The sequence below is a fragment of the Neobacillus jeddahensis genome (assembly GCF_000612625.1).
GTDB classification, from domain to species: domain Bacteria; phylum Bacillota; class Bacilli; order Bacillales; family Cytobacillaceae; genus Neobacillus; species Neobacillus jeddahensis.
Window position 1 is genome coordinate 94,038 of record NZ_CCAS010000004.1, and the last position, 20,938, is coordinate 114,975.

The window sequence follows — 20,938 nt, forward strand, 5'->3', positions numbered from 1 at the left end:
GCCTCTCCATTTTTTGAATATAAAACACCCTGACCGAATGGATCAGGGTGTAAATCGACCATGCCTAACAAAGGATTATTTGAAGTAGCCATCCCCTTATTTCAGCATTACACCCTTATAAGCCTCTCTGGACTTCCTTTAAAAGGTTTCTTCTATTATGCAGTTTTCTTTTTTGAAGTTGTTTCTTTTTCTTCAAACATATTGTCGTCCATGGACGCTCTTCCTGGCAAGATGAGGTTTAATAATACGCCAATGATCGCTGCCAAAGCCATTCCTTGGACTTCGATATGAAATGGTAATTTCACGATTGCTCCACCAATCCCAATGACAAGAATGACAGATGAAATGACAAGATTACGTTTATCAGCAAAATCGATTTTGCTATCGACTAACATTCGTAAACCTGATGAGGCAATAATCCCAAACAAGAGTATAGATACTCCACCCATGACAGGACTTGGTATGGTTTGAATTAAGGCCGTAACTTTCCCAATAAATCCTAAGATAGTGGCTAATACTGCTGCTCCAGCAATAACATAAACACTATAGACTCTCGTAATGGCTAATACGCCAATATTTTCACCATAGGTCGTTTTAGGCGGTCCGCCAATTAGGGCTGAAATGATCGTTGCTGTTCCATCACCAAGGATGGATCGATGTAATCCAGGTTCTTTAATGTAGTCTCGCCCGACCACTTTACTTAGAACTAGCTGGTGACCAATGTGTTCTGACAAGGTAACAACCGCGACAGGAACCATGAGTGCTACTAAATCCCAAGACAGCTTCACTTTATAGCTTACGAATGGGATGATGAATTCAGGCATTTCAAACCAACGAGCATTCATGACGGGTGCAAAATCGACAATGCCAATGATGACCGAGTATATATACCCGACAATAATTCCAGCCAATATTGGGATAATACTTAATATTTTTTTTGCATAAATCGAGAAGATAATGGTTGCTGCTAATGTAACAAGTGCTGCTGAGAAATGAAGCATGCTATACTTTCCAGCCGGATTATTCATCGCCATTCCAACTGCTGTTCCTGATAATGCCAAGCCAATCACGATAATTACAGGGCCAACTACAATCGGTGGAAGTAGTTTCATGATCCAACGATGACCCGCTTTACTAATAATGAGTGCGACAATTCCATATACAAGTCCGGCAACGAAGGTCCCCATCATCGCTGCACTTGGCCCGCCCATTTCATATGCTGCTTTCATCGGAATAATATAGGCAAATGATGAACCGAGGTAAGCCGGCACCTTGAATTTAGTGATTAATAAAAAGGCAATTGTACCAAGTCCACTTGAGATCAGCGCCATTGCTGGACTCAATCCGATAAGGAATGGTACCAGGATCGTAGCACCAAACATGGAGAACAAATGCTGCAGACTTAAGGTAAGCCATTGAGAAGGTTTTGGAATCTCATTTACATCTAAGATTGGTTTGTTATTCATTATTTTCTCTCCTACATATATTCTATAGTGTTATTTTCCTCTGAAAGTCATAAAAAAACCCTCTTTGTCCAAGAAGATGCAAAGAGGGTTAAGAAAGACCGAATTTATCGGCTTTTCCCCTTTGTCAGCCTCACAGGACTGCCTTTAAAAAGGGCGCTATTTAGTTATCAAAAATGCTAACTTGATCGACTTGATCCACTTCAACGAGTTCTACGACAATCTTTTCATCACTTGAGGTTGGAACATTCTTACCGACGTAATCCGCTCTGATTGGAAGTTCTCGGTGACCTCTATCAACGAGAACGGCTAGTTGGATGGTTGATGGGCGACCTAGATCCATCAGAGCATCAAGACCCGCTCTCACAGTTCTACCTGTATAAAGTACATCATCGACGAGAATGACCTTTTTATTATTAATCCTCACTGGTATATCGGAACCTTTCACAAATGGTTCCTGGTTATCGGTTTTCTTTGTTAAATCATCACGGTAAAGAGTAATATCGATTTCACCAACCGGAATAGTTTTACCTTCGATATCTTCGATCTTTGCTGCTATGCGCTCAGCAAGGTAAATTCCTCTTGTTCGAATGCCGACTAGTATACAATCATCGATACCTTTATTCTTTTCAATAATTTGGTGGGCAATCCTTGTCAGCGCCCTGCCAATGGCTTGTTCATCAAGGACTATTGCTTTTTGATTCATATGACACCTTCTTTTATAAAAATAAAACCTCTCACCGATTTGGTGAGAGGTTGACGAGTTAATTTTAAGATATAGGCATAGATAGCCTATAAACTATAACCGTTTCCTTCTCAGCCTCACGGGACCGAATTAAAGGGCTTATTAAACTATAGTAATCTTACTTTACTTTCAGACTGACGTCAATGATTATTTTGAAAGTTGATCAAGCAATTGTTCGAAATCCTCCGGAAGTGGTGCCTCAAATTCTAAATATTCGTTTGTTCTAGGATGTGTGAACCCAAGAACACCAGCATGCAAGGCTTGTCCGTTGATATCCAATGTTTTTTTCGGCCCATATTTAGGATCACCGGCAAGTGGGTAACCAATGTATTTCATATGAACACGAATTTGATGTGTTCTACCTGTCTCTAATTGACATTCAACATAAGTAAAATCTTTAAAACGTTCTATGACGTGAAAATGGGTAACGGCGTGTTTTCCGTTATCGACCACTGCCATGCTTTGACGATCTTTTGTATCCCTGCCTAATGGGGCATCCACCGTACCAAAATCATGTGGAATCACTCCATGAACGATCGCTTTATATTTCCGTGTGACCGTTTTTTTCACCAATTGATTGACAAGGCTCTCGTGGGACATATCGTTTTTAGCTACCATTAATAAACCTGATGTATCCTTATCAATTCGATGGACAATTCCTGGCCGTAAAACGCCATTAATCCCGGATAAATCCGTACAGTGAGCCATTAATCCATTCACCAGTGTACCTGTCAAATGGCCTGGAGCTGGATGGACCACCATCCCTCTCGGTTTATTTACTACCAACACATCTATATCCTCATAATAAATTTCTAAATTCATTTCTTCAGGGATAACATCCAGTACTTCAGGGTCTGGAATGATAATTTCAATTCGATCATTTAAGCTACACTTATAATTTGATTTAATTGGTAGACCATTAACCAAAACATTTCCTTCTTTAATCCATTGCTGGACCTGTGTCCGTGACCATTCCTCGTCTAATACTGAGATGACCTTATCAATCCGATCACCTTTTTGTTCTTCAAGAATGGTGTGTTCCATTTTCTCCATAAGATTTCTCCTTTGTTCCTCGTTCATCAAGAAGCATTTGAATCATTAGCATGATCACTCCGACCACTAATGCCGAATCTGCAATATTAAAGACAGGAAAATTATAATTAAAAATATACGTATGAATAAAGTCGACCACTTCTTGACGCAGAACCCGGTCAATAAAATTACCGATTGCGCCACCGAGCATAAAGGCTAAGGCAACTCCTAGTAATGGTTTCCCCTTTGCGGCCTTGTAAAGATAATACAAAATGGCTACGATAACAACTAAGGTAATGACATAAAAGAGCCACATTTGCCCTTGAAGGATTCCCCATGCCGCTCCACGATTGCGGTGTGAAGTGATATACAAGACATTAGGAATGACCGTTATACTTTCTCCCAAGAGCATGTTGTTTACGATTAACCATTTTGTAACCTGATCTAATAAAATAACAAAAATTGCGATTAAGTAATAATACACTAAGAAATACCTCCACATTAAACCTGACATACTTCTTTTGCATTTTAGCATACTTTTTCGCGAAACGACAATGTTACTTCATAAAAATGAAGGAGATATCGGCTTTTTATAAAAAATCTCTATATCATCTGTATCCTTTAAAGATTTTAATGTAGGGATTGTGGCTAATAAATCAATCGGAATAAATTCTCCAGAAACTTCACACAAGCCAAAATTTCCGTCTTCAGCCTTTTGAAGCGCCTCATTTATATCATTGAGCTCTTCTTCTAAGATGACTGTTAGCCAATCATTTTTTTGTTTATATTGTAATGCGCTCTCTATTTCATCTCTAGTTGTACGGAGTTCCAAAATCAGCTTGTTCAGGAAGGGATTCATCATTTATTACCTCCGTTATGCGTCATTTATCTTATTATCTCCGTAGTCTTTCACCTGACACGATAAAACAATTGACAACCACTACAACAATTAGCGAAAAAGGGAAATATTATAAAAAAATGGCTCTGTGCATGGTGCACAGAGCCTTATTCATTATGCTAAATGGGAATAGTTTTCTTTTACCACTTCAGCACAACGCGGGCAAAGGGTACTATGTTCTGGATCTTGACCAACCTCAGGTGTCACGATCCAACAGCGCTCACAGGTTTCTCCCTCTGCTTTGGTAATCACAATTGCGGCCGTTTCAAGCTTGATCGCATGTTCTGGTGCTTGCTCATAAACTCCCGCTACTTCAAATCCGGAAACGATAAACAACTGTTTCATATTTTCTTCAATTGAATCTAAAAGGAGTTTTGAATTTTCATTCACATACAAGGTTACTTTTGCCGTTAATGATTTACCGATTACTTTTTGATTACGAGCATCTTCTAGTGCTTTTAATACATCATCACGAAGCTTCATAAATGCTGTCCATTTCTCTTCTAAAGCATCGGCACCCGCCAATTCCTCGTATTCAGGTAAATCGGTTAACTGAACACTTTCTGTAGTTTCAGATGGGATAAACTTCCAAACTTCATCTGCAGTATGAGATAGAATAGGCGACATTAACTTTGTTAAGGCCAGCAATGAATCATATAATACAGATTGAATAGAGCGGCGTTCGTGTTGATCAGCAGCCTCAATATAAAGGATATCCTTTGCAAAATCAAGATAAAAGGCGCTTAAATCAAGGGTACAGAAATTATTGACTGCATGATAAATACCTGCAAATTCATAGTTTTCATAAGCATTACGAACGTATTTAATTAGTTTATTTAATTTAACCATCATAAATTGATCCACTTCACGCAAATCTTCATATGCAACCTTATTTACTGCTGGATCAAAGTCTGCTAAATTTCCAAGTAAGAAACGGAAGGTATTACGGATTTTGCGATACACCTCAGCCACTTGTTTCAAGATAGGATCTGAAACACGGACATCGGCTTGATAATCAACAGAAGCCACCCAAAGGCGTAAAATATCGGCACCTAATTGATTCATTACTTTTGCAGGAACAACCGTATTTCCTAATGATTTACTCATCTTTCTACCTTCACCATCAAGGGCAAAGCCGTGGCTTAGGACTCCTTTATATGGGGCTTTACCTGTTACAGCCACTGCTGTTGACAAGGAAGAGTTAAACCAGCCACGATATTGATCTGAACCTTCAAGATAAAGGTCAGCAGGGCGGACTAAATCTTCTCTCTCCAGCAGTACCGCTTGATGTGATGAACCAGAGTCAAACCATACATCCATGATATCTGTTTCTTTTGTAAAGATACCATTTGGACTTCCTGGATGTGTAAATCCTTCCGGAAGTAACTCCTTAGCGTCTCTCTCAAACCAAATATTTGATCCATTTTCACGGAAAAGATTTGACACATGATTGATTGTTTCATCATTAATGATTTCTTCGCCGTTTTCTGCATAAAATACTGGAATTGGTACGCCCCAAACCCGCTGACGAGAAATACACCAATCTCCACGGTCCCTGACCATATTAAATAGTCTTGTTTCTCCCCATGCCGGTACCCATTTCGTTTCCTTAACTGCTTCTAGCAGTTCATCGCGGAAGTCTTTAATAGAAGCAAACCATTGGGCCGTTGCACGGTAAATAACTGGCTTTTTCGTTCTCCAATCGTGTGGATAGGAGTGCGTAATAAAGGACAATTTCAGTAATGCATCAGCTGCCTCTAAGGCTTCAACGATTTGTTTATTGGCCGTATCATAAAATACGCCTTCAAATCCAGGTGCTTCACTTGTCATAACACCTTTATCATCGACAGGACATAAAACATCCAAACCATATTTTTGACCAATGTAAAAGTCATCTTCCCCATGGCCAGGGGCAGTATGAACACATCCTGTTCCCGCATCTGTAGTAACGTGCTCACCTAACATAACTAAAGAATCACGGCCATAAAGTGGATGTGACGCCACCATATATTCCAATTCACTACCTTTTACCTTTTGGACGACTGTTACATCCTCCCAGCCAATTTCTTTCGTTGCTGCTTCTAAAAGTGCTTCAGCCAGTAAGTATTTATGATCATTCACAGCAACAACCACATAAGTTAGATCTGGATGTACTGAGATGCCAAGGTTTGCCGGAATAGTCCATGGCGTTGTAGTCCAAATGATGATCTCTGTTTCAGTATCTACGATACCCTTCCCGTCTTTAACCTTAAAGCCTACATAAATAGATGGGGACTTCTTATCTTGATATTCAATTTCTGCTTCTGCTAATGCAGATTCACTAGACGGAGACCAATATACTGGCTTCTTCCCCTTGTAAATATAACCTTTTTTCGCCATTTCACCAAAAACTTTAATTTGTTGGGCTTCATATTCGGGTTTCAGTGTAATATATGGATTTTCCCAGTCCGCACGAACACCAAGACGTTTAAATTGGCTACGTTGGTTATTAATCTGTTCAAGGGCATATTTTGTACACAGCTCACGGAACTCTGCTACGGTCATTTCTTTGCGTTTAACACCCTTGTTTGTTAAGGCCTGCTCAATTGGAAGACCATGTGTATCCCAACCAGGGACATAGGGAGCATGATAGCCACTCATGGATTTATAACGGACAATCATATCCTTTAAAATTTTATTAAGCGCATGACCCATATGGATGTCGCCATTCGCATATGGAGGACCGTCATGTAGAATAAACATGGGCCGACCTTTTGTCCGTTCTTGGACCTTTTGATAAATATTCATCTCTTCCCACTTCGCCTGAATATCAGGTTCTCTTTGTGGAAGATTGCCACGCATCGGAAATTCCGTTTTTGGCATAAGCAACGTATCTTTAAATTCCATTTTTTCTTCCTCCTGCATCTTTATATTGAACAGTATGACCATTTTCCTGAAAAAACCAGCATTCGCTAATGACTATAACCACATGGAGTGAATTTACTTACGACGGAAGGTCCCTTTTTTCTACACAAAAAAACCTTCTCATCCCAAATAGGGACGAGAAGGTTTTATTCCCGCGGTACCACCCTGATAAATAGTACCGGAAAGTACCATCCTCTTTACCATTCGTAACGTGAATCACACGCCTGAGCCTACTCTCCCAATAGGGGATTCGACCCGGAACTCGAGGGTGATATTCCAATTTTTCAACTTTACCGGGCTTCCACCATCCCCGACTCGCTTCCATAAGTTTTTGAAAAATTGTACTGTCCCTGTCATCGTCATTGTTCAATGTTGTTAACTATTAAGAAATTATATGCTAATAAAACACTTTTCGTCAAGCCAAGGAGTCTTCTTCTTGATGAATTTTCAACTCGGTAGCATCGACTTCATATTCTAATAAATGATCCCAATCATCTGTATTCAACATATCTAGCTGTGCTTCAATCAACATTTTGAAGCGTGTTCGGAATACTTTAGACTGCTTTTTCAAATCCTCAATTTCTAAAGCAATTTTTCTAGCTTTAGATAAGGATTCATTTACAATTCGATCAGCATTTTTCTCAGCTTCTTTAATAATCAGCTTTGCTTCCTTTTGTGCATTACGTTTGACATCTTCACCAGCTTCTTGGGCGATCACGATAGATTTGTTAAGTGTTTCTTCAATATTTACAAAATGGCCCAAACGCTCTTTCATCTCATTCAAGCGTTCTTCCATTTCCTTTTTTTCTCTCAATACTAATTCATAATCTTTGATGACTTGATCAAGAAATTCATTTACTTCATCTTCATCATATCCACGAAATCCCTTATTAAACTCTTTATTATGAATATCTAACGGCGTTAACGGCATTCATGCCACCTCCATACAATCTGTACATCTATATGTATAAGCAAATATTCGACAAGTTTTTTGAAAATCCTGCTTCAAACGCAATTATTTTTGTTTTCCAATCAATAATCGCCATTTTTCTTTTTTTGTTTTACCATCAATCTCAATAATTTTGGCTCTTCCTTGACCTCTGACTGAAATCATATCACCTAGGTCACATGAAAAGGCAGGATTCTCAATTAATGTCCAATTCACCTTGACAAGGCCATGCTGAATCAATGCAAGCGATTTTTGTCTGGATATATGGTATATCCCTGAAATAATCGTATCAAGCCGTAAGGAAGATAATGTTAGCATCTGTTCATCCCATAGCTCCTTGGCTGCTATTGCATTTTCCACATTTGTTTCAACCAGTTTTACCCCGGCACGGCCAATTGTTTCAACGTTTGTTCTAATATAATTACTAATTTCTTTTGCAGCAAAAAATTGGACCTGGCCATTTTTTATCAAAATGTCTCCAAATTTCCCACGCGTAAGTCCTAATGACATAAGTGTCCCTAAAACTTGTCGATGTTCAATCGTAACGAACTTTTGTGGATAGTTGATTTCAAACAAACTAATTTGGAAGTCATCTCTGTCTGCAGTCAAGTAATCTGGATAAATGAATGCCCGTTTTCGTTCTAGCCCAAGACTACCTCCAAAAAGTTTGAAGTTTACATCGCCACCTTCACCGATGATCATTTTTAACATATGTTGTTCTCGAGGATCTAAAAAATCGGTTAATTTAGCAACATATTGTGTCTCCACATTGCGTTTCCATCGTAAGGCCTGATCAATAAAATCGCGTTCTTCTGGCCTAAAATGCTGATAGATGTTCATAAATAAATCCACAACCTACTAATTAAAATTCTTACGAAAGCCACAGGTACACACTGTGTAAACCACTGCTGGCAAATTTGAGGACAAGAAAGGCGACAATAGGAGAGATATCCATCATCCCAATCGACGGAATTATCTTTCTAAAGGGCTCTAAATATGGTTCACAGATTCTCGCTAAAAATTGGCCAATCGCAGACTCTCTTGCATTTGGAAACCATGACATTAATATATAAATGATTAATGCCCACGAATAAATTCCGATTATCTGTTGTAAAAGGTAAAAAACGAAAGCCATATCATTACCACCTTGTTGTTTGATTTTCGTGGTCAGGAATAAGGTCTGAAATATTCCCGGATACCTCCACATTGTCAGGCGTACATAGAAAAATACTAGATCCTATTTTTTGAATATCCCCGCCGATTGCATAGACAGCTCCGCTTAAAAAGTCGACAATTTGCCGCCCTTGTTCGGTATCAATTCGTTGCAAATTCACAACAACCGCACGATGATTTTTTAAGTGGTCGGCAATCTCCGTTGATTCGGAATAAGTACGAGGCTCTACCAAGATAACCTTTGATGATTTAGATGAATTTGACGAACTTGAAGACTTCTGAACCGTTTGCAAGCTGACCACATTAGGGCTTTTCACTGGTTGTAGTTTTTGTTTTACAGGTTCAACTGTTTCAACATACTCATCATTGATATCATCATATTCATCATCTAATAAGAAGAATGTCTTTAGTTTTGATTTAATCTTCATTTTTTTCTCTCCTAACCATCTTCACCCACAAGTGCCGTGCCGATTCTAATCATTGTTGCCCCTTCCTCAATGGCAATCTTAAAATCATTAGACATTCCCATCGACAGCTCGGTGCAAGGGGCAAAATCTAAATGTAAGTCTTGAACTTGATCGCGAAGTTCCCTTAATTTTTGAAAACAGGCACGAAGAATTGGTTCATCATTCGTCAGCGGTGCCATTGTCATTAAACCTTCTACACTAATATTTTCATATGGTCTTAACGATTCTATAAATGCCATGGCATCTTCAAAAGGGATACCATGTTTTGATTCTTCTCCAGAGACATTGACCTGAACAAGGCATTTTATTTTACCATTTGCTCGCTTATTGATTTCTTCAGCAAGTGAGTGGCGATCTAATGAATGAATATAGGAAACTTTATCAATAATGTTTTTTACCTTTCGTGTTTGCAGTGTACCTATATAATGCCAATTAGGCTTGTCCTGTAAAACCTCCCATTTTTCAAGGAGACCTTCGTCTCGATTTTCACCTAAATCGTTAATCCCAGCCTCAAGGGCCTCCATTGCTCGTTCTGTACTAACATATTTCGTAACGGCAATCAATTTCACCTCGTCGGTCTTTCGATCAACTGTTAGGCAAGCCTCATCTATTTGTTTATTAATTTGCTTCAGTTTTTCTACTACTTTCATAAACGATTCAAAGTCTCCTTCCAGCCAATAAAGCTCATCATTCTTCCTGTTTTGCCTTTGTCACGGCGATGAGAAAAAAAGTACTCTTGGTTGCAACTTGAACAAAATCCCGTTAGACGGATATTTTTATCAGGTACTCCCGAAGCAAGAAGAATTTGTCTGTTTAATTCCGGTAAATTCAACGAATATTGACCTTCATTAAGTAAATTATAGGGTAATACTGCACCATCTTCTAGTGATTTTTCTACAAAGTTAATGACATGATCATCTACAATATAACATTTTTCACATATAGACGGACCAATTGTGACAAATATTTGTTCCGGTGAAATCCCTTCATTTCCCCAAGCCAGAATCATCTGCTTTGCGATTTGACCAACAGATCCCTTCCAGCCTGCATGGGCCGTTCCAATCATCTTTTTTTCTGGCGCAATAAAAAAAAGTGGGACACAGTCGGCAAAGCAAAGAGTTAACAGAATCCCCTCTTCGTTGGTATAAAAGCCATCTGTGCCTTTAAAGGAATGGTCATAGGAATTAGACCCTTTGCCGCGATCAGCTTTTGTAATCTTTTTCACGATAATATCGTGTGTCTGCTCAGCTCCAACCCATTTTTCCAATGGAAAATGGAGCAATTCAGCTACTTTTTTTCTATTTTCACAAACATTTGTCTGCACATCGCCAACATGAAAGCCCATGTTAAGTGTTTCAAAATCACCATGGCTTGTTCCGCCATTTTTAGTGGTGAAACCGGCAATTAATTGTGGATATTGTTTAACCCAGTCCTCCATGATCAACAGAGACGGATGGTTCAAAACAAAGGGTTCCATATCAATACCTCTTTTGTTTTTCTATAGTTTACCATGAAAAGAATAATTGGTCACCGCAATAAGGACAAGATAAGGTTAGGTTTCATCATTTATTCCTTCGAAACTGCCTTTATATCTTACTAAAATGACATCCTGGCCAATTTTAATGATATTTTTCCAAGGAATAACAATTTCTTCATCCTTCCCAAAAAAGCCAAGAACCCTGCCGTTTCCTGAAATAACCACCGCTTCAATTTTACCTGTAGATAAGTTTATCTCTATATCACCAATATTCCCAAGCCTTTTGCCATCTGATACATTAACAACATCTTTTATCTGGAATTCAGAAATCTTAACCACCTGCACCACTCCCAATTACATTACTATCATAACTATATGTTGCGAGATGAAATATTATCTATAAAAAATAAAGCTGTCCGGTTGGACAGCTTTAACTTTGGATGTTTTTATTCATTTGTCTAATGGCTGCTTTTTCAAGTCGCGAAACCTGAGCTTGTGATATACCTATTTCGTCTGCCACTTCCATTTGTGTCTTGCCTTGAAAAAAACGCTTCCTTAAAATTAACTTTTCTCGTTCGTTAAGTCTTCTCATTCCTTCTTTAAGGGCTATTTCTTCAATCCAATGAATATCTTTGTTTTTTTCATCACTTAACTGATCCATCACATATATTGGGTCGCCGCCATCATTGTAAATTGGCTCAAACAGGGACACAGGATCTTGAATTGCATCTAGAGCGAAGACAATTTCCTCATGTGGCACTTCTAATACTTTGGCGATTTCCTCAGCAGTCGGTTCACGTGAGGTTTCGCTCATTAATCGTTCCCTAACTTGAAGTGCCTTATAGGCGATATCCCTCAAGGAACGAGAGACACGAATCGGATTATTATCACGTAAATACCTTCGTATTTCTCCTATTATCATCGGTACTGCATAAGTGGAAAACTTTACATTTTGACCTAAATCAAAGTTATCAATTGATTTCATTAGTCCAATACAGCCAACCTGAAACAGGTCATCTACAAACTCGCCACGGTTGTTAAATCGCTGAATAACGCTTAATACAAGACGCAAATTACCATTGACGAGCTTTTCACGAGCAGATATATCGCCCTCTTGCATTTGCTTGAAGAGTATTCTCATTTCTTCGTTCTTTAAAACAGGAAGTTTTGATGTGTCAACACCGCAAATTTCAACTTTATTTCGAGTCAATCCTTTTCCCTCCTCACAGGAGCTGCTGTACAAAAAACAGTATCTCCCCGTGAAGGAAAAATATGCACGTGCCCTCTCACCAGGCCACGTGCATAAATGTCGAAAAATGCAATTAAATCAGGAATCTTCTAGGCTTTCTGTGGTGGAAAAATTTTTCTTTTTTATAAAAAATTGACGTTTAAAAACCTTTATTCCCAAACTCCTAAAACAGCAAATTTTTATTAACATTCTAAACCATTTTGTTAAATTCTTTTCGTAATCTTTTTATGATTCTTTTTTCTAATCTTGAAATATAAGATTGGGAGATCCCCAGCATGTCGGCAACGTCCTTTTGTGTTTTTTCTTCTCCATTTGTTAAGCCAAATCTAAGCTCCATAATCTGCTTCTCACGGTCTGTAAGCTGGTGTAATGCTTTTGTCAGCAGCTTTCTATCCACACTTGCTTCTAAATCCTTTGTAATGATATCATCATCTGTCCCTAAAACATCCGACAGTAATAGCTCATTTCCATCCCAATCAATGTTTAATGGTTCATCGAAAGAAACCTCTGAGCGTATTTTATTATTTCGGCGTAAGTACATGAGAATTTCATTTTCTATACATCTAGATGCATATGTAGCAAGTTTTATTTTCTTCTCAGGGTTAAAGGTATTAACCGCTTTAATTAATCCAATGGTACCAATACTGATTAGGTCCTCGATATTAATGCCTGTATTTTCGAATTTCCGGGCAATATAGACCACGAGGCGAAGATTTCGTTCGATTAGGATGGATCTTGCTGCTTTATCCCCGCCAGGTAGTTTTTTTAATAACATCTCTTCTTCGTCTTTACTTAAAGGAGGCGGTAATGCTTCGCTTCCGCCAATATAATAAACTTCATCCGTTTTTATGCCCAATTTTATTAAAAGTTTATACCAGTAGTAGGATAAACGAAGTCTCCATTTTTTCATGTATGTTCCTCCTTCTAAATTGTATCTTTTCTGAGTATAGTATTATTAACTTACCTTCACAGAACCTCCTTGCTGCTTTGGACCCGTCAGCATTTTCGGGTGAACAATACATTGAAAGGTATCATCTGCCGAAAGCTGCTGCAACGTAAAGGCTACAAGTCCTTTATCACATAAATAGTGAGTCCCATTATGCTCAATGAAGATTAGATCAGGTTTGATGGCAACGATGAGCTGGTGCTCATGTCCCACTACCCGAGTTGGGATAATTCTTAGCTTATGTTGCCATTCATCGGGAACGACTTGACTTCCCATAATAAGTGGTTCTGGATCTCCAGCGAGAATGTTTATCCATTCTGGGAGTGCCTCTGTTTGATCCTTAATGGAAACAAACATGACAGGCATTTTGGATAAAGGGTCATATAACTGATTCCCACTATCTACCAATCCTTTAAATAGCAGACTTTCATTTCCCAGAGTCAACCTCACATTGACAATTTGCTCATACTGAATTTTGGTCATCTCCATACTTTCAACATTTTTTCTTGAAAAGTGCCAAGCAATTGGAAACCCAATTAATACAAAAAGCCAACTAATCGGATCGCCAAATCCTCTTAGTGCCGTCAGTGTCAATTCACTATCATACTGAATAAAAAAATGAGCACCCATAATGGCTCCACCAATTAAAAACGTCGCAACATAAAGCGTCATTAACGCTTTAAGGAAAAAGGTGAATCGCTTAAATCCAAAAACAATTAATACCATAAAGATGGAACAGAGTAGTTTTGAAATAGGATGATTAGAATAGACATTTAATGGAGTAAACGATAATAAAATAATCAATGAACCCATAAACCCACCAGCGAGTAATCTCCATATCTGTATTCTTCTTTTTAGGATAATGGCTGTTAAATAAAGGAGAAGGCTATCAAATAACCAATTAAGAGCCCAGATTACATCTACATATACAGTCAAGTAAGCGTCCTCCTTATCACTATCGAAAAGGCACACATCATTCTATTCTTCTGTTTACGAAAAAGTATAACGTATCTTACTAGCGGAAGTGTGTCACTTTCTGTAATCAAAAAAACAGAAATTTCCACTATAAGCAACGGATTTTGTCATATTTTAATAATGGAAACATGAAAAAGGCATAGTTCCCATTTGGGAACTATGCCTTTTTCATGTTTATTATCTTCTACGATTGCGATTACGTAAGAAGGTTGGAATATCTAATGTATCCTCTTGTGATACATTTGTATTACGAACTGGTTGCTCCTGCGGTGCTTCTTCACGCTTATGTTCTCTCTTAACAGGTGTACTTGATGGTTTCGCTTGACCAAATGATGGACGAGTTACCTTCGGTTGTACCACCTCTTCATTAAAGCCAGTTGCAATCACAGTTACAATGATTTCATCTTTAAATGCTTCATTAATAACAGAACCAAAAATCATATTTACTTCTTGGTCTGTTGCAGTTGCCACGATATCAGCTGCTTCTTGGACCTCATAAAGACTCAAATTAGATCCACCTGTAATATTCATCAATACTCCTTGTGCCCCATCAATTGAGGTTTCAAGTAAAGGTGAATTAATCGCTTTTTTGGCAGCTTCGGTTGCACGGTTTTCACCAGCTGCAATTCCGATTCCCATTAAAGCAGAACCTTTATTAGACATGATTGTTTTTACATCAGCGAAATCTAAGTTAATTAATCCAGGTGTTGCAATTAAATCGGAAATACCTTGAACACCTTGACGTAGGACATTATCTGCTTCACGAAACGCTTCTAGCATAGGCGTGCTTTTATCAACAATTTCAAGAAGACGATCGTTTGGAATAACAATAAGTGTATCCACCGCTTCTTTCATCGATCCAATACCGCCAGAAGCTTGGTTAGAACGCTTTTTACCTTCAAAGGTAAATGGACGAGTCACAACACCAACTGTTAAGGCACCTAGGTCACGAGCAATTTGAGCTATTACTGGTGCGGCACCAGTCCCAGTTCCGCCACCCATTCCTGCGGTAACAAATACCATATCAGCACCACGTAATGCTTCCTCAATTTGTTCCTTACTTTCCTCAGCTGCCTTTTTACCTACCTCTGGATTTGCGCCTGCCCCTAATCCACGAGTTAGTTTAGCACCAATCTGCATTTTTACTTCTGCTTTTGATAGATTTAAAGCTTGAGCATCTGTATTAACGGCGATGAATTCTACCCCTTGGACGCCATGTTCAATCATGCGGTTTACTGCATTATTACCCCCACCGCCAACTCCAATTACTTTTATTGTTGCAAGAGAATCTAAATTTGTATCAAATTCTAACATGACAAATCCTCCTAATTCGTCGATTAATTTTCGATTATTCGAAAAAGTAACCAAGGAATTTTTTTACTTTTGTTGACATCTTATCTTCCGGATGTTTTTCTACTTTTGGTTTAGGTTGATGTTGTTTAGGCATTCTTTTTTCGATTGGCTCAGAAATAGCTGCTGACGACCCAATTGTTCCTCCGGGCAATCTAGCATTCTTGTAAGCATATTTTATTAAGCCAACCGCAGTTGTATATTGAGGTTCTCTTACACCAATATAGTCTGGTGAGGCAATGCGTACTGGATTTTGAAATATATCTTGGGCAAGTTCCAGAACACCTTGCATTTTTGCTGTTCCACCAGTTAAGACAAATCCACCTGGTAAATCCATAACTCCCAATCGTTTTAATTCATTGGCAATCAGTTCAAAAATTTCCTCCATCCTAGCTTCAATAATTTCAGAAACATAGAGCTGATTAAATTGCTGATGCTGATCACTCCCAATGATCGGAACGCTAAAGAATTCATCTTCTGATGCATTGTCAAAGAAAGCATGTCCATATCTTACCTTTATATTTTCTGCATCATCAGTAGAGGTGTGCAAGACCTTGGAAAGATCATTCGTTAAAAGATCTCCCCCAACTGGTATCACGCTTGTGGCTTTTAAAAACCCTTCTTCAAACACTGCGATAGTTGTTGAACCACCGCCAATATCAATTAGGGCAACACCAAGGTTCTTCTCATCCTTAGATAAGGCAAAATCTCCTGCTGCCAATGGCTGTAGGATAATGTCTAATATTTCAAGACCCGCCCGTTCAACACAGCGCAGCGTGTTTATGATTACGGATTTAGAACCTGTGATAAGCGTTCCATCCATTTCTAAACGAACCCCAATCATCCCACGTGGATCATTTATTTCATCCTTACCATCTAAAATAAATTGCTTACGAATGACACCAATATTTTCTCTTTCTGGTGGAATGGAGCCCACATGGGAGGCTTCAATCACACGAACCACATCTTCATTCGTAATTTCTCGGTTTTGGCTAGATACTGCGACAATACCGTGGCAATTCTGCAGCATGATATTGTTTCCGGAAATCCCAACTACCACTTCGCGTATTTCCATCCCAATCATTCTTTCTGCCTGCTCAATTGCCCGCTTAATAGAATGAACGGTGTCGTCCATGTCGACAATCGACCCTTTACGTAAGCCTTCCGATTCTACATTTCCTACACCAATTATATTTAACGAGTCTTTCCCCGAGTCATTGACCATTTCACCAATGATTACTTTTACACTGGATGTACCGATGTCAAGACTAACATATATTTCATTGCTGTTCATTCTTTGGCACCTCCTTATAATCTCCTTAGGTCGAACAACAATTCATTTGTCCAATATAAGTTTCATAGTAACATCTAATAAAATTATTCGTCACAACTACATATTTCCCTTTAAAAAAATCAACTTTTTTCTATTTTTTCTTTGTTTGTTGTCCATTTTGTCAATAATATTCGTCTTATGACGGCAATATTCTGAAACAACCTGACACCAAACGCAAAAACTGCCGCTAAATACAAGTCTACACCAAGATGAACCCCGAGAAAAGCTAAACTTGCAGCAAGCATAATATTAAAAAAGAATCCTGAAACAAACACCTTTTCATCATAAATATTTTGCAGGTATGCTCTTATTCCTCCGAAAAGTGTGTCGAAAGCGGCAAGCACAGCAATCGACAAATAATTAGAGTATTCTTCAGGAATTCGAATTTCTGTTAATAGTCCGAGAATGATTCCAATTACTAATCCCATAACAGGCAGCCACATTAGGAACCGCCCCCTTCTTTTATGGGCTCCATGTATTTAATACGAATAGAATGATCATAGGCTGGAATGATGATAGTTGGATTAGGTCCTGAGACCGTCAGCCTTAAGCTTTCAGTAAAAAACTCATCTCCGGCTTTTGAGACCTTCATCTGATTTGATAATTTTTCAGCAGATTTCATATCATCAACGCCTACTTTAATTTCAATAGGCAAACTTTTAAGGGTGTGCCCATCGATTTTTGTTTCCCCATTTATATCTCTAATCACAGTGGTGTTAATTGTCCTTTGTCCATCAATTGCCACGTATTTCGCTTCATACATATTCAATTCATTCAATAATCTCTTAAGTAGTTCTGGGGAAACAACATTCGTAAGCGGGGCTCCCAATTGAACGTCTTCCATAACTGGTTCTATTTGTATCGTGATTCCGGGACCTGAAATCTCAGTCAACCCAGCTTCCATCTTCAATTCCTGAAGGGTATCCTTTAAAGCTTGCTCCTTACTTTGCTTTCGTTTAGATTCATAGGCTGAAAGTTTTTCTTCATTTGATCGAATTTCACTTAATAAATTAGATTGAAGTTCTTTTTCTTGAAGTAAGGCCTCGCGTAACTGCCAAACATCCCTTGTGTCTCGCTCTACTGGCTTTTTCATCGTTTGAAATTGAATCGCAATCATAAATCCAACCAGAATTGCGATTAATGTCAAACTTAGATTTATTTTTTTCTTGTCCACATTTTTCACCTAACCTTTTAATATAATCATAGTGTGGACACAGATTAGCTTCCTAAGATTGGATTTAGGACAATTTCATTTTCTCTTTCAAGTGTAAAAACTAGATTATCGTTGACTAATTGATCCTTAACTCCTCCAGAAAGATTTAACGAAGAGGACAGTACATCAGGTTCACCAATGGCTGTAATAATAAACGGCGCTGGATGTGGAACCCCGTCAACCGTAATGACTGGACCGTTACAAACAATATACGAACGGCTTGTCAACCTTTGACCATTGATGGCAACTGCTGCAGCACCAGAAATATATAGTTCATTCACCACTTTAAAAACATGCTGTTCATGTACTAGATAATTGTTAACATTATCTTCTTTTGGATCGTATGCACCATCTGATAGTGTAATCTTAACGCCTTTTCCCTTTACCTTCATTTTCCCAAGGAACATCCGGTATTTTTCAGCATCCTCAGCTACGTTAAGGAAAACTTGGGCTTCCTTGGCAAGGCTTTTTTCGTTTTTTTGCACCATTTCTTGCTTTTGAGTTAATTCTTTTTGTAGTCTTCGATTTGTCTCCTCTTGTGCGATTAACTGATTTCTTAATGCCAGAGTCTTTTCATACTGATTTCCTGACAGGTTTCGTGGTGCATTTTGATTTTCAATTTGGGTCAAATGATAGGAGAAGGCAATCATAAATCCAAGAACAAGGAAAACAAGGGATAAAATAACATTCTTACCCTTCACCTTCACCTTTATCTTTTTCAACTTCATTTTCCTCCACTTCCGGTTCAAAAGCCTTAAAATACGATCCTACTTCCAAGTCAATAATCCCCTTTTTATTGGGGTCTAGTTGACTAATGATTGAAGGATAATGGACCATCTTTTCCGCAAAACTTCTTAAAGTGGCACTTACTTCAAAGCCATCATTCATAAATAAGGAAATGTGATACTGATCTGTTTTTTTTGGAGAATAATGAATTTCAGAAATGGAGTTTAAAATTTCACTTGGAAGAATTTCTAACTCTTTAACCATTAGGTTAAGAACTGCACCTTCTTTGAATTCGAAAAGAATCGGAGAATTACCTGGGATTATTTCCGTTTTTCTATCTCTAATTATTTTTCCGTTTTCCATAATCGGTAAATAATTCGTATCTTGTTTAAGAAATGCTACTTGTTTATGTTCTTTTACTTGAATTTGAATGGTGTTTGGCCAATTAATCTTAATATCAGCCTTCTTGATTTGAGATAACTTCAGAAGTTTTGAAGAAATATCACTTTTTTTTACCTTCCAAATATTCGTATTTTCAGTAATACCACTTACTTTAATAAGCTCAGAAGTTGAATACACTTCATTCCCCTTAACGGTTATGTACTTTACATGACTCAATGGGGATTGAGAATATGCAACAACTACAATCATTGAAAAAAACAAAATAAGCAGAAGCACAAGCCGTCTGTTTGCTTTTCGCCGCCTTTGCTCCTTTAACTTTGGGATACGATCCTCGAGAGCAACGATTTTACCTTTTTCCATTCAATATTCCTCCAAAAAAGAAAAGCGTAAGCGCCCTTGCGCTGAAGCTAGACAGTTTTCAAAGTTCAATGATTAAAAACTCGAAAACTGTAAAGCTGTTGCCCTTAAACAACATCAAAAATATACTTGTCCTTAAAACATGTCTATGGATACCATGAAAAGTGAAACAACGGCACGAAAATTCATGCCGTCATTCATTTTCTACCTAGTTGCCACCTATTTTAATATCAGTTATTATAACACAATATTTGTCATTCGTAAGGGATTTTTGACAAGAAAAGTAAGTTTAATTTCTAGTTATTGTTTAGTAGCTTTATCCTATTTGCTTACTTTCTTCCAATTATCTCAACCTCTGTTTCCATTTTTACTTCATACTGATTGTAAATCGTATCCTTGACATATTGAATTAAGGATAGTACATCCTGCGCAGTGGCGTTACCAGCATTCACAATAAAATTCCCATGCATTTCGGATATTTTCGCCCCACCAATTCTGTATCCTTTTAATCCCGCGGACTCAATCAATTTTCCCGCAAAATGTGGAAGTGGATTTCGGAAAATACTACCTGCACAGGGAAAATTCCATGGCTGTGTATCTTTTCGATAATCCTTGTTTTTTTGCATTTGTGAAACAATTGATTCACGATCTCCTGTAGCAAGCTGAAAAACAGCCTCTACCACTATTCCTGAACGTTTTTTTTGCAGGACAGAGGTCCTGTATGAAAACTCCATTTCTTCGTTCGAAAGCCATTCCATCGTCCCATCATCAAATAAAATATGCGCCCTTGTTAATATTTTACTTATGTCGGAGCCATGAGCACCAGCATTCATATAGACAGCCCCGCCTACCGATCCAGGGATACCACTCGCAAATTCAAGACCCGCAAGCCCTTTTTTACTAATTAATGTGGATAGACTGACCAAAGAGTGGCCGCTCCCAACGGTAATCTCCGTATCCTTTATCTCGAGATGATTCAGGCCAGTGCTTAGTTTAATAACTACTCCTTCAATCCCTTTGTCAGAGACTAGAAGATTAGATCCTCTCCCAATCGCACGCCATTTTATACCATTTTTTTCAATAATCGTCATTACTTGTTTTAAATTTTCCACTGATGAGGGTTCTATAAAAAGGTCCGCTGGCCCACCAATTTTAATTGTGGTGTGATTGAGAAGCGGCTCATACATTTTAACCTTCCCAATATTTAAATTTTGCAACTCTGTTACGATTGCATCCATATTTAACACCTTACTTTCCAAGATACATTTATTTCAGTTTA

At 38.2% G+C, this 20,938-nt stretch carries 23 protein-coding genes and 1 other annotated feature; all 23 genes read right to left on the minus strand.

The features are described from left to right. Nucleotides 1-155: 155 nt before the first annotated feature. The 23 genes from TY15_RS02980 to murB all read right to left on the minus strand — a co-directional run bounded on the left by TY15_RS02980 (nt 156) and on the right by murB (nt 20,897). Nucleotides 156-1,466, minus strand: coding sequence for a solute carrier family 23 protein (locus tag TY15_RS02980; RefSeq protein WP_040204896.1), 1,311 nt, complete (start codon nt 1,464-1,466; stop codon nt 156-158). Nucleotides 1,467-1,626: 160 nt separating this feature from the next. After that, nucleotides 1,627-2,169 carry a bifunctional pyr operon transcriptional regulator/uracil phosphoribosyltransferase PyrR gene (gene pyrR, locus TY15_RS02985; RefSeq protein WP_040204894.1) on the minus strand — a complete coding sequence of 181 codons (543 nt, stop codon included), beginning with the start codon at nt 2,167-2,169 and terminating at the stop codon, nt 1,627-1,629. 186 nt (nt 2,170-2,355) lie between these two features. Beyond that, a complete protein-coding gene (locus TY15_RS02990; protein WP_040204893.1) occupies nt 2,356-3,261 on the minus strand; it encodes an RluA family pseudouridine synthase in 906 nt (301 codons plus the stop codon). Further along, a complete protein-coding gene (gene lspA, locus TY15_RS02995) occupies nt 3,233-3,724 on the minus strand; it encodes a signal peptidase II (protein WP_040204892.1) in 492 nt (163 codons plus the stop codon). The genes TY15_RS02990 and lspA overlap by 29 nt, the downstream gene beginning before the upstream one ends. Nucleotides 3,725-3,802: 78 nt before the next feature. Then, the gene (locus TY15_RS03000; protein ID WP_052353685.1) at nt 3,803-4,102 is read right to left on the minus strand and encodes a hypothetical protein; all 300 of its coding nucleotides are present in this window, start codon (nt 4,100-4,102) and stop codon (nt 3,803-3,805) included. A gap of 150 nt (nt 4,103-4,252) precedes the next feature. Then, nucleotides 4,253-7,024 carry an isoleucine--tRNA ligase gene (ileS, locus tag TY15_RS03005; RefSeq protein WP_040204890.1) on the minus strand — a complete coding sequence of 924 codons (2,772 nt, stop codon included), beginning with the start codon at nt 7,022-7,024 and terminating at the stop codon, nt 4,253-4,255. 146 nt (nt 7,025-7,170) lie between these two features. Continuing rightward, nucleotides 7,171-7,408 (minus strand) — a binding site (T-box leader). A 49-nt stretch (nt 7,409-7,457) separates the two neighbouring features. Then, on the minus strand, nt 7,458-7,973 hold the full coding sequence (locus tag TY15_RS03010) for a DivIVA domain-containing protein (protein WP_040204889.1): 516 nt from the start codon (nt 7,971-7,973) through the stop codon (nt 7,458-7,460). Nucleotides 7,974-8,057: 84 nt separating this feature from the next. Further along, complete coding sequence (locus TY15_RS03015) at nt 8,058-8,831, minus strand: YlmH family RNA-binding protein (protein WP_040204888.1); 774 nt, start codon at nt 8,829-8,831, stop codon at nt 8,058-8,060. 31 nt (nt 8,832-8,862) lie between these two features. Beyond that, complete coding sequence (locus tag TY15_RS03020; RefSeq protein WP_040204886.1) at nt 8,863-9,126, minus strand: YggT family protein; 264 nt, start codon at nt 9,124-9,126, stop codon at nt 8,863-8,865. 4 nt (nt 9,127-9,130) lie between these two features. Further along, nucleotides 9,131-9,592: a cell division protein SepF gene (locus TY15_RS03025; RefSeq protein ID WP_040204884.1), complete on the minus strand. Its 462-nt coding sequence runs from the start codon at nt 9,590-9,592 to the stop codon at nt 9,131-9,133. A gap of 11 nt (nt 9,593-9,603) precedes the next feature. Further along, nucleotides 9,604-10,281 (minus strand): YggS family pyridoxal phosphate-dependent enzyme, encoded by a 678-nt coding sequence (locus tag TY15_RS03030; protein WP_040204881.1) that lies wholly within the window; start codon nt 10,279-10,281, stop codon nt 9,604-9,606. After that, the gene (pgeF, locus tag TY15_RS03035; protein ID WP_040204880.1) at nt 10,278-11,108 is read right to left on the minus strand and encodes a peptidoglycan editing factor PgeF; all 831 of its coding nucleotides are present in this window, start codon (nt 11,106-11,108) and stop codon (nt 10,278-10,280) included. The genes TY15_RS03030 and pgeF overlap by 4 nt, the downstream gene beginning before the upstream one ends. Nucleotides 11,109-11,183: 75 nt before the next feature. Beyond that, entirely contained in the window at nt 11,184-11,447 is a 264-nt protein-coding gene (locus tag TY15_RS03040; protein ID WP_040204877.1) for a YlmC/YmxH family sporulation protein, read from the minus strand. A gap of 91 nt (nt 11,448-11,538) precedes the next feature. Then, nucleotides 11,539-12,318 carry an RNA polymerase sporulation sigma factor SigG gene (gene sigG / locus TY15_RS03045; protein WP_040204876.1) on the minus strand — a complete coding sequence of 260 codons (780 nt, stop codon included), beginning with the start codon at nt 12,316-12,318 and terminating at the stop codon, nt 11,539-11,541. A 229-nt stretch (nt 12,319-12,547) separates the two neighbouring features. Next, nucleotides 12,548-13,267, minus strand: a complete 720-nt coding sequence (sigE, locus tag TY15_RS03050) for an RNA polymerase sporulation sigma factor SigE (RefSeq protein WP_040204875.1) — start codon at nt 13,265-13,267, stop codon at nt 12,548-12,550. 45 nt (nt 13,268-13,312) lie between these two features. Next, nucleotides 13,313-14,239, minus strand: coding sequence for a sigma-E processing peptidase SpoIIGA (gene spoIIGA / locus TY15_RS03055; RefSeq protein WP_040204873.1), 927 nt, complete (start codon nt 14,237-14,239; stop codon nt 13,313-13,315). 216 nt (nt 14,240-14,455) lie between these two features. Then, complete coding sequence (gene ftsZ, locus TY15_RS03060) at nt 14,456-15,592, minus strand: cell division protein FtsZ (protein WP_040204872.1); 1,137 nt, start codon at nt 15,590-15,592, stop codon at nt 14,456-14,458. A gap of 34 nt (nt 15,593-15,626) precedes the next feature. Next, on the minus strand, nt 15,627-16,922 hold the full coding sequence (gene ftsA, locus TY15_RS03065) for a cell division protein FtsA (RefSeq protein WP_040204870.1): 1,296 nt from the start codon (nt 16,920-16,922) through the stop codon (nt 15,627-15,629). Nucleotides 16,923-17,041: 119 nt separating this feature from the next. Further along, a complete protein-coding gene (locus TY15_RS03070; protein WP_040204868.1) occupies nt 17,042-17,404 on the minus strand; it encodes a small basic family protein in 363 nt (120 codons plus the stop codon). Continuing rightward, nucleotides 17,404-18,135 (minus strand): DUF881 domain-containing protein, encoded by a 732-nt coding sequence (locus TY15_RS03075; protein ID WP_040204866.1) that lies wholly within the window; start codon nt 18,133-18,135, stop codon nt 17,404-17,406. Before TY15_RS03075 ends, TY15_RS03070 begins: the two co-directional genes overlap by 1 nt. 44 nt (nt 18,136-18,179) lie before the next feature. Beyond that, nucleotides 18,180-18,902 (minus strand): DUF881 domain-containing protein, encoded by a 723-nt coding sequence (locus TY15_RS03080; RefSeq protein ID WP_040204865.1) that lies wholly within the window; start codon nt 18,900-18,902, stop codon nt 18,180-18,182. Next, a complete protein-coding gene (locus TY15_RS03085) occupies nt 18,865-19,662 on the minus strand; it encodes a cell division protein FtsQ/DivIB (protein ID WP_040204863.1) in 798 nt (265 codons plus the stop codon). Before TY15_RS03085 ends, TY15_RS03080 begins: the two co-directional genes overlap by 38 nt. Nucleotides 19,663-19,988: 326 nt before the next feature. Continuing rightward, the gene (gene murB / locus TY15_RS03090) at nt 19,989-20,897 is read right to left on the minus strand and encodes a UDP-N-acetylmuramate dehydrogenase (protein ID WP_040204861.1); all 909 of its coding nucleotides are present in this window, start codon (nt 20,895-20,897) and stop codon (nt 19,989-19,991) included. Between the last annotated feature and the right edge of the window lie 41 nt (nt 20,898-20,938).

What these genes read in the sequence shown, in the direction of transcription:
- TY15_RS02980 (WP_040204896.1), bottom strand. Translation starts at nt 1,466, where the DNA reads ATGAATAACAAACCAATCTTAGATGTAAATGAGATTCCAAAACCTTCT.
- pyrR (WP_040204894.1), bottom strand. Translation starts at nt 2,169, where the DNA reads ATGAATCAAAAAGCAATAGTCCTTGATGAACAAGCCATTGGCAGGGCG.
- TY15_RS02990 (WP_040204893.1), bottom strand. Translation starts at nt 3,261, where the DNA reads ATGGAGAAAATGGAACACACCATTCTTGAAGAACAAAAAGGTGATCGG.
- TY15_RS03000 (WP_052353685.1), bottom strand. Translation starts at nt 4,102, where the DNA reads ATGATGAATCCCTTCCTGAACAAGCTGATTTTGGAACTCCGTACAACT.
- ileS (WP_040204890.1), bottom strand. Translation starts at nt 7,024, where the DNA reads ATGGAATTTAAAGATACGTTGCTTATGCCAAAAACGGAATTTCCGATG.
- TY15_RS03010 (WP_040204889.1), bottom strand. Translation starts at nt 7,973, where the DNA reads ATGCCGTTAACGCCGTTAGATATTCATAATAAAGAGTTTAATAAGGGA.
- TY15_RS03015 (WP_040204888.1), bottom strand. Translation starts at nt 8,831, where the DNA reads ATGAACATCTATCAGCATTTTAGGCCAGAAGAACGCGATTTTATTGAT.
- TY15_RS03020 (WP_040204886.1), bottom strand. Translation starts at nt 9,126, where the DNA reads ATGGCTTTCGTTTTTTACCTTTTACAACAGATAATCGGAATTTATTCG.
- TY15_RS03025 (WP_040204884.1), bottom strand. Translation starts at nt 9,592, where the DNA reads ATGAAGATTAAATCAAAACTAAAGACATTCTTCTTATTAGATGATGAA.
- TY15_RS03030 (WP_040204881.1), bottom strand. Translation starts at nt 10,281, where the DNA reads ATGAAAGTAGTAGAAAAACTGAAGCAAATTAATAAACAAATAGATGAG.
- pgeF (WP_040204880.1), bottom strand. Translation starts at nt 11,108, where the DNA reads ATGGAACCCTTTGTTTTGAACCATCCGTCTCTGTTGATCATGGAGGAC.
- sigE (WP_040204875.1), bottom strand. Translation starts at nt 13,267, where the DNA reads ATGAAAAAATGGAGACTTCGTTTATCCTACTACTGGTATAAACTTTTA.
- ftsZ (WP_040204872.1), bottom strand. Translation starts at nt 15,592, where the DNA reads ATGTTAGAATTTGATACAAATTTAGATTCTCTTGCAACAATAAAAGTA.
- ftsA (WP_040204870.1), bottom strand. Translation starts at nt 16,922, where the DNA reads ATGAACAGCAATGAAATATATGTTAGTCTTGACATCGGTACATCCAGT.
- TY15_RS03070 (WP_040204868.1), bottom strand. Translation starts at nt 17,404, where the DNA reads ATGTGGCTGCCTGTTATGGGATTAGTAATTGGAATCATTCTCGGACTA.
- TY15_RS03080 (WP_040204865.1), bottom strand. Translation starts at nt 18,902, where the DNA reads ATGAAGTTGAAAAAGATAAAGGTGAAGGTGAAGGGTAAGAATGTTATT.
- TY15_RS03085 (WP_040204863.1), bottom strand. Translation starts at nt 19,662, where the DNA reads ATGGAAAAAGGTAAAATCGTTGCTCTCGAGGATCGTATCCCAAAGTTA.
- murB (WP_040204861.1), bottom strand. Translation starts at nt 20,897, where the DNA reads ATGGATGCAATCGTAACAGAGTTGCAAAATTTAAATATTGGGAAGGTT.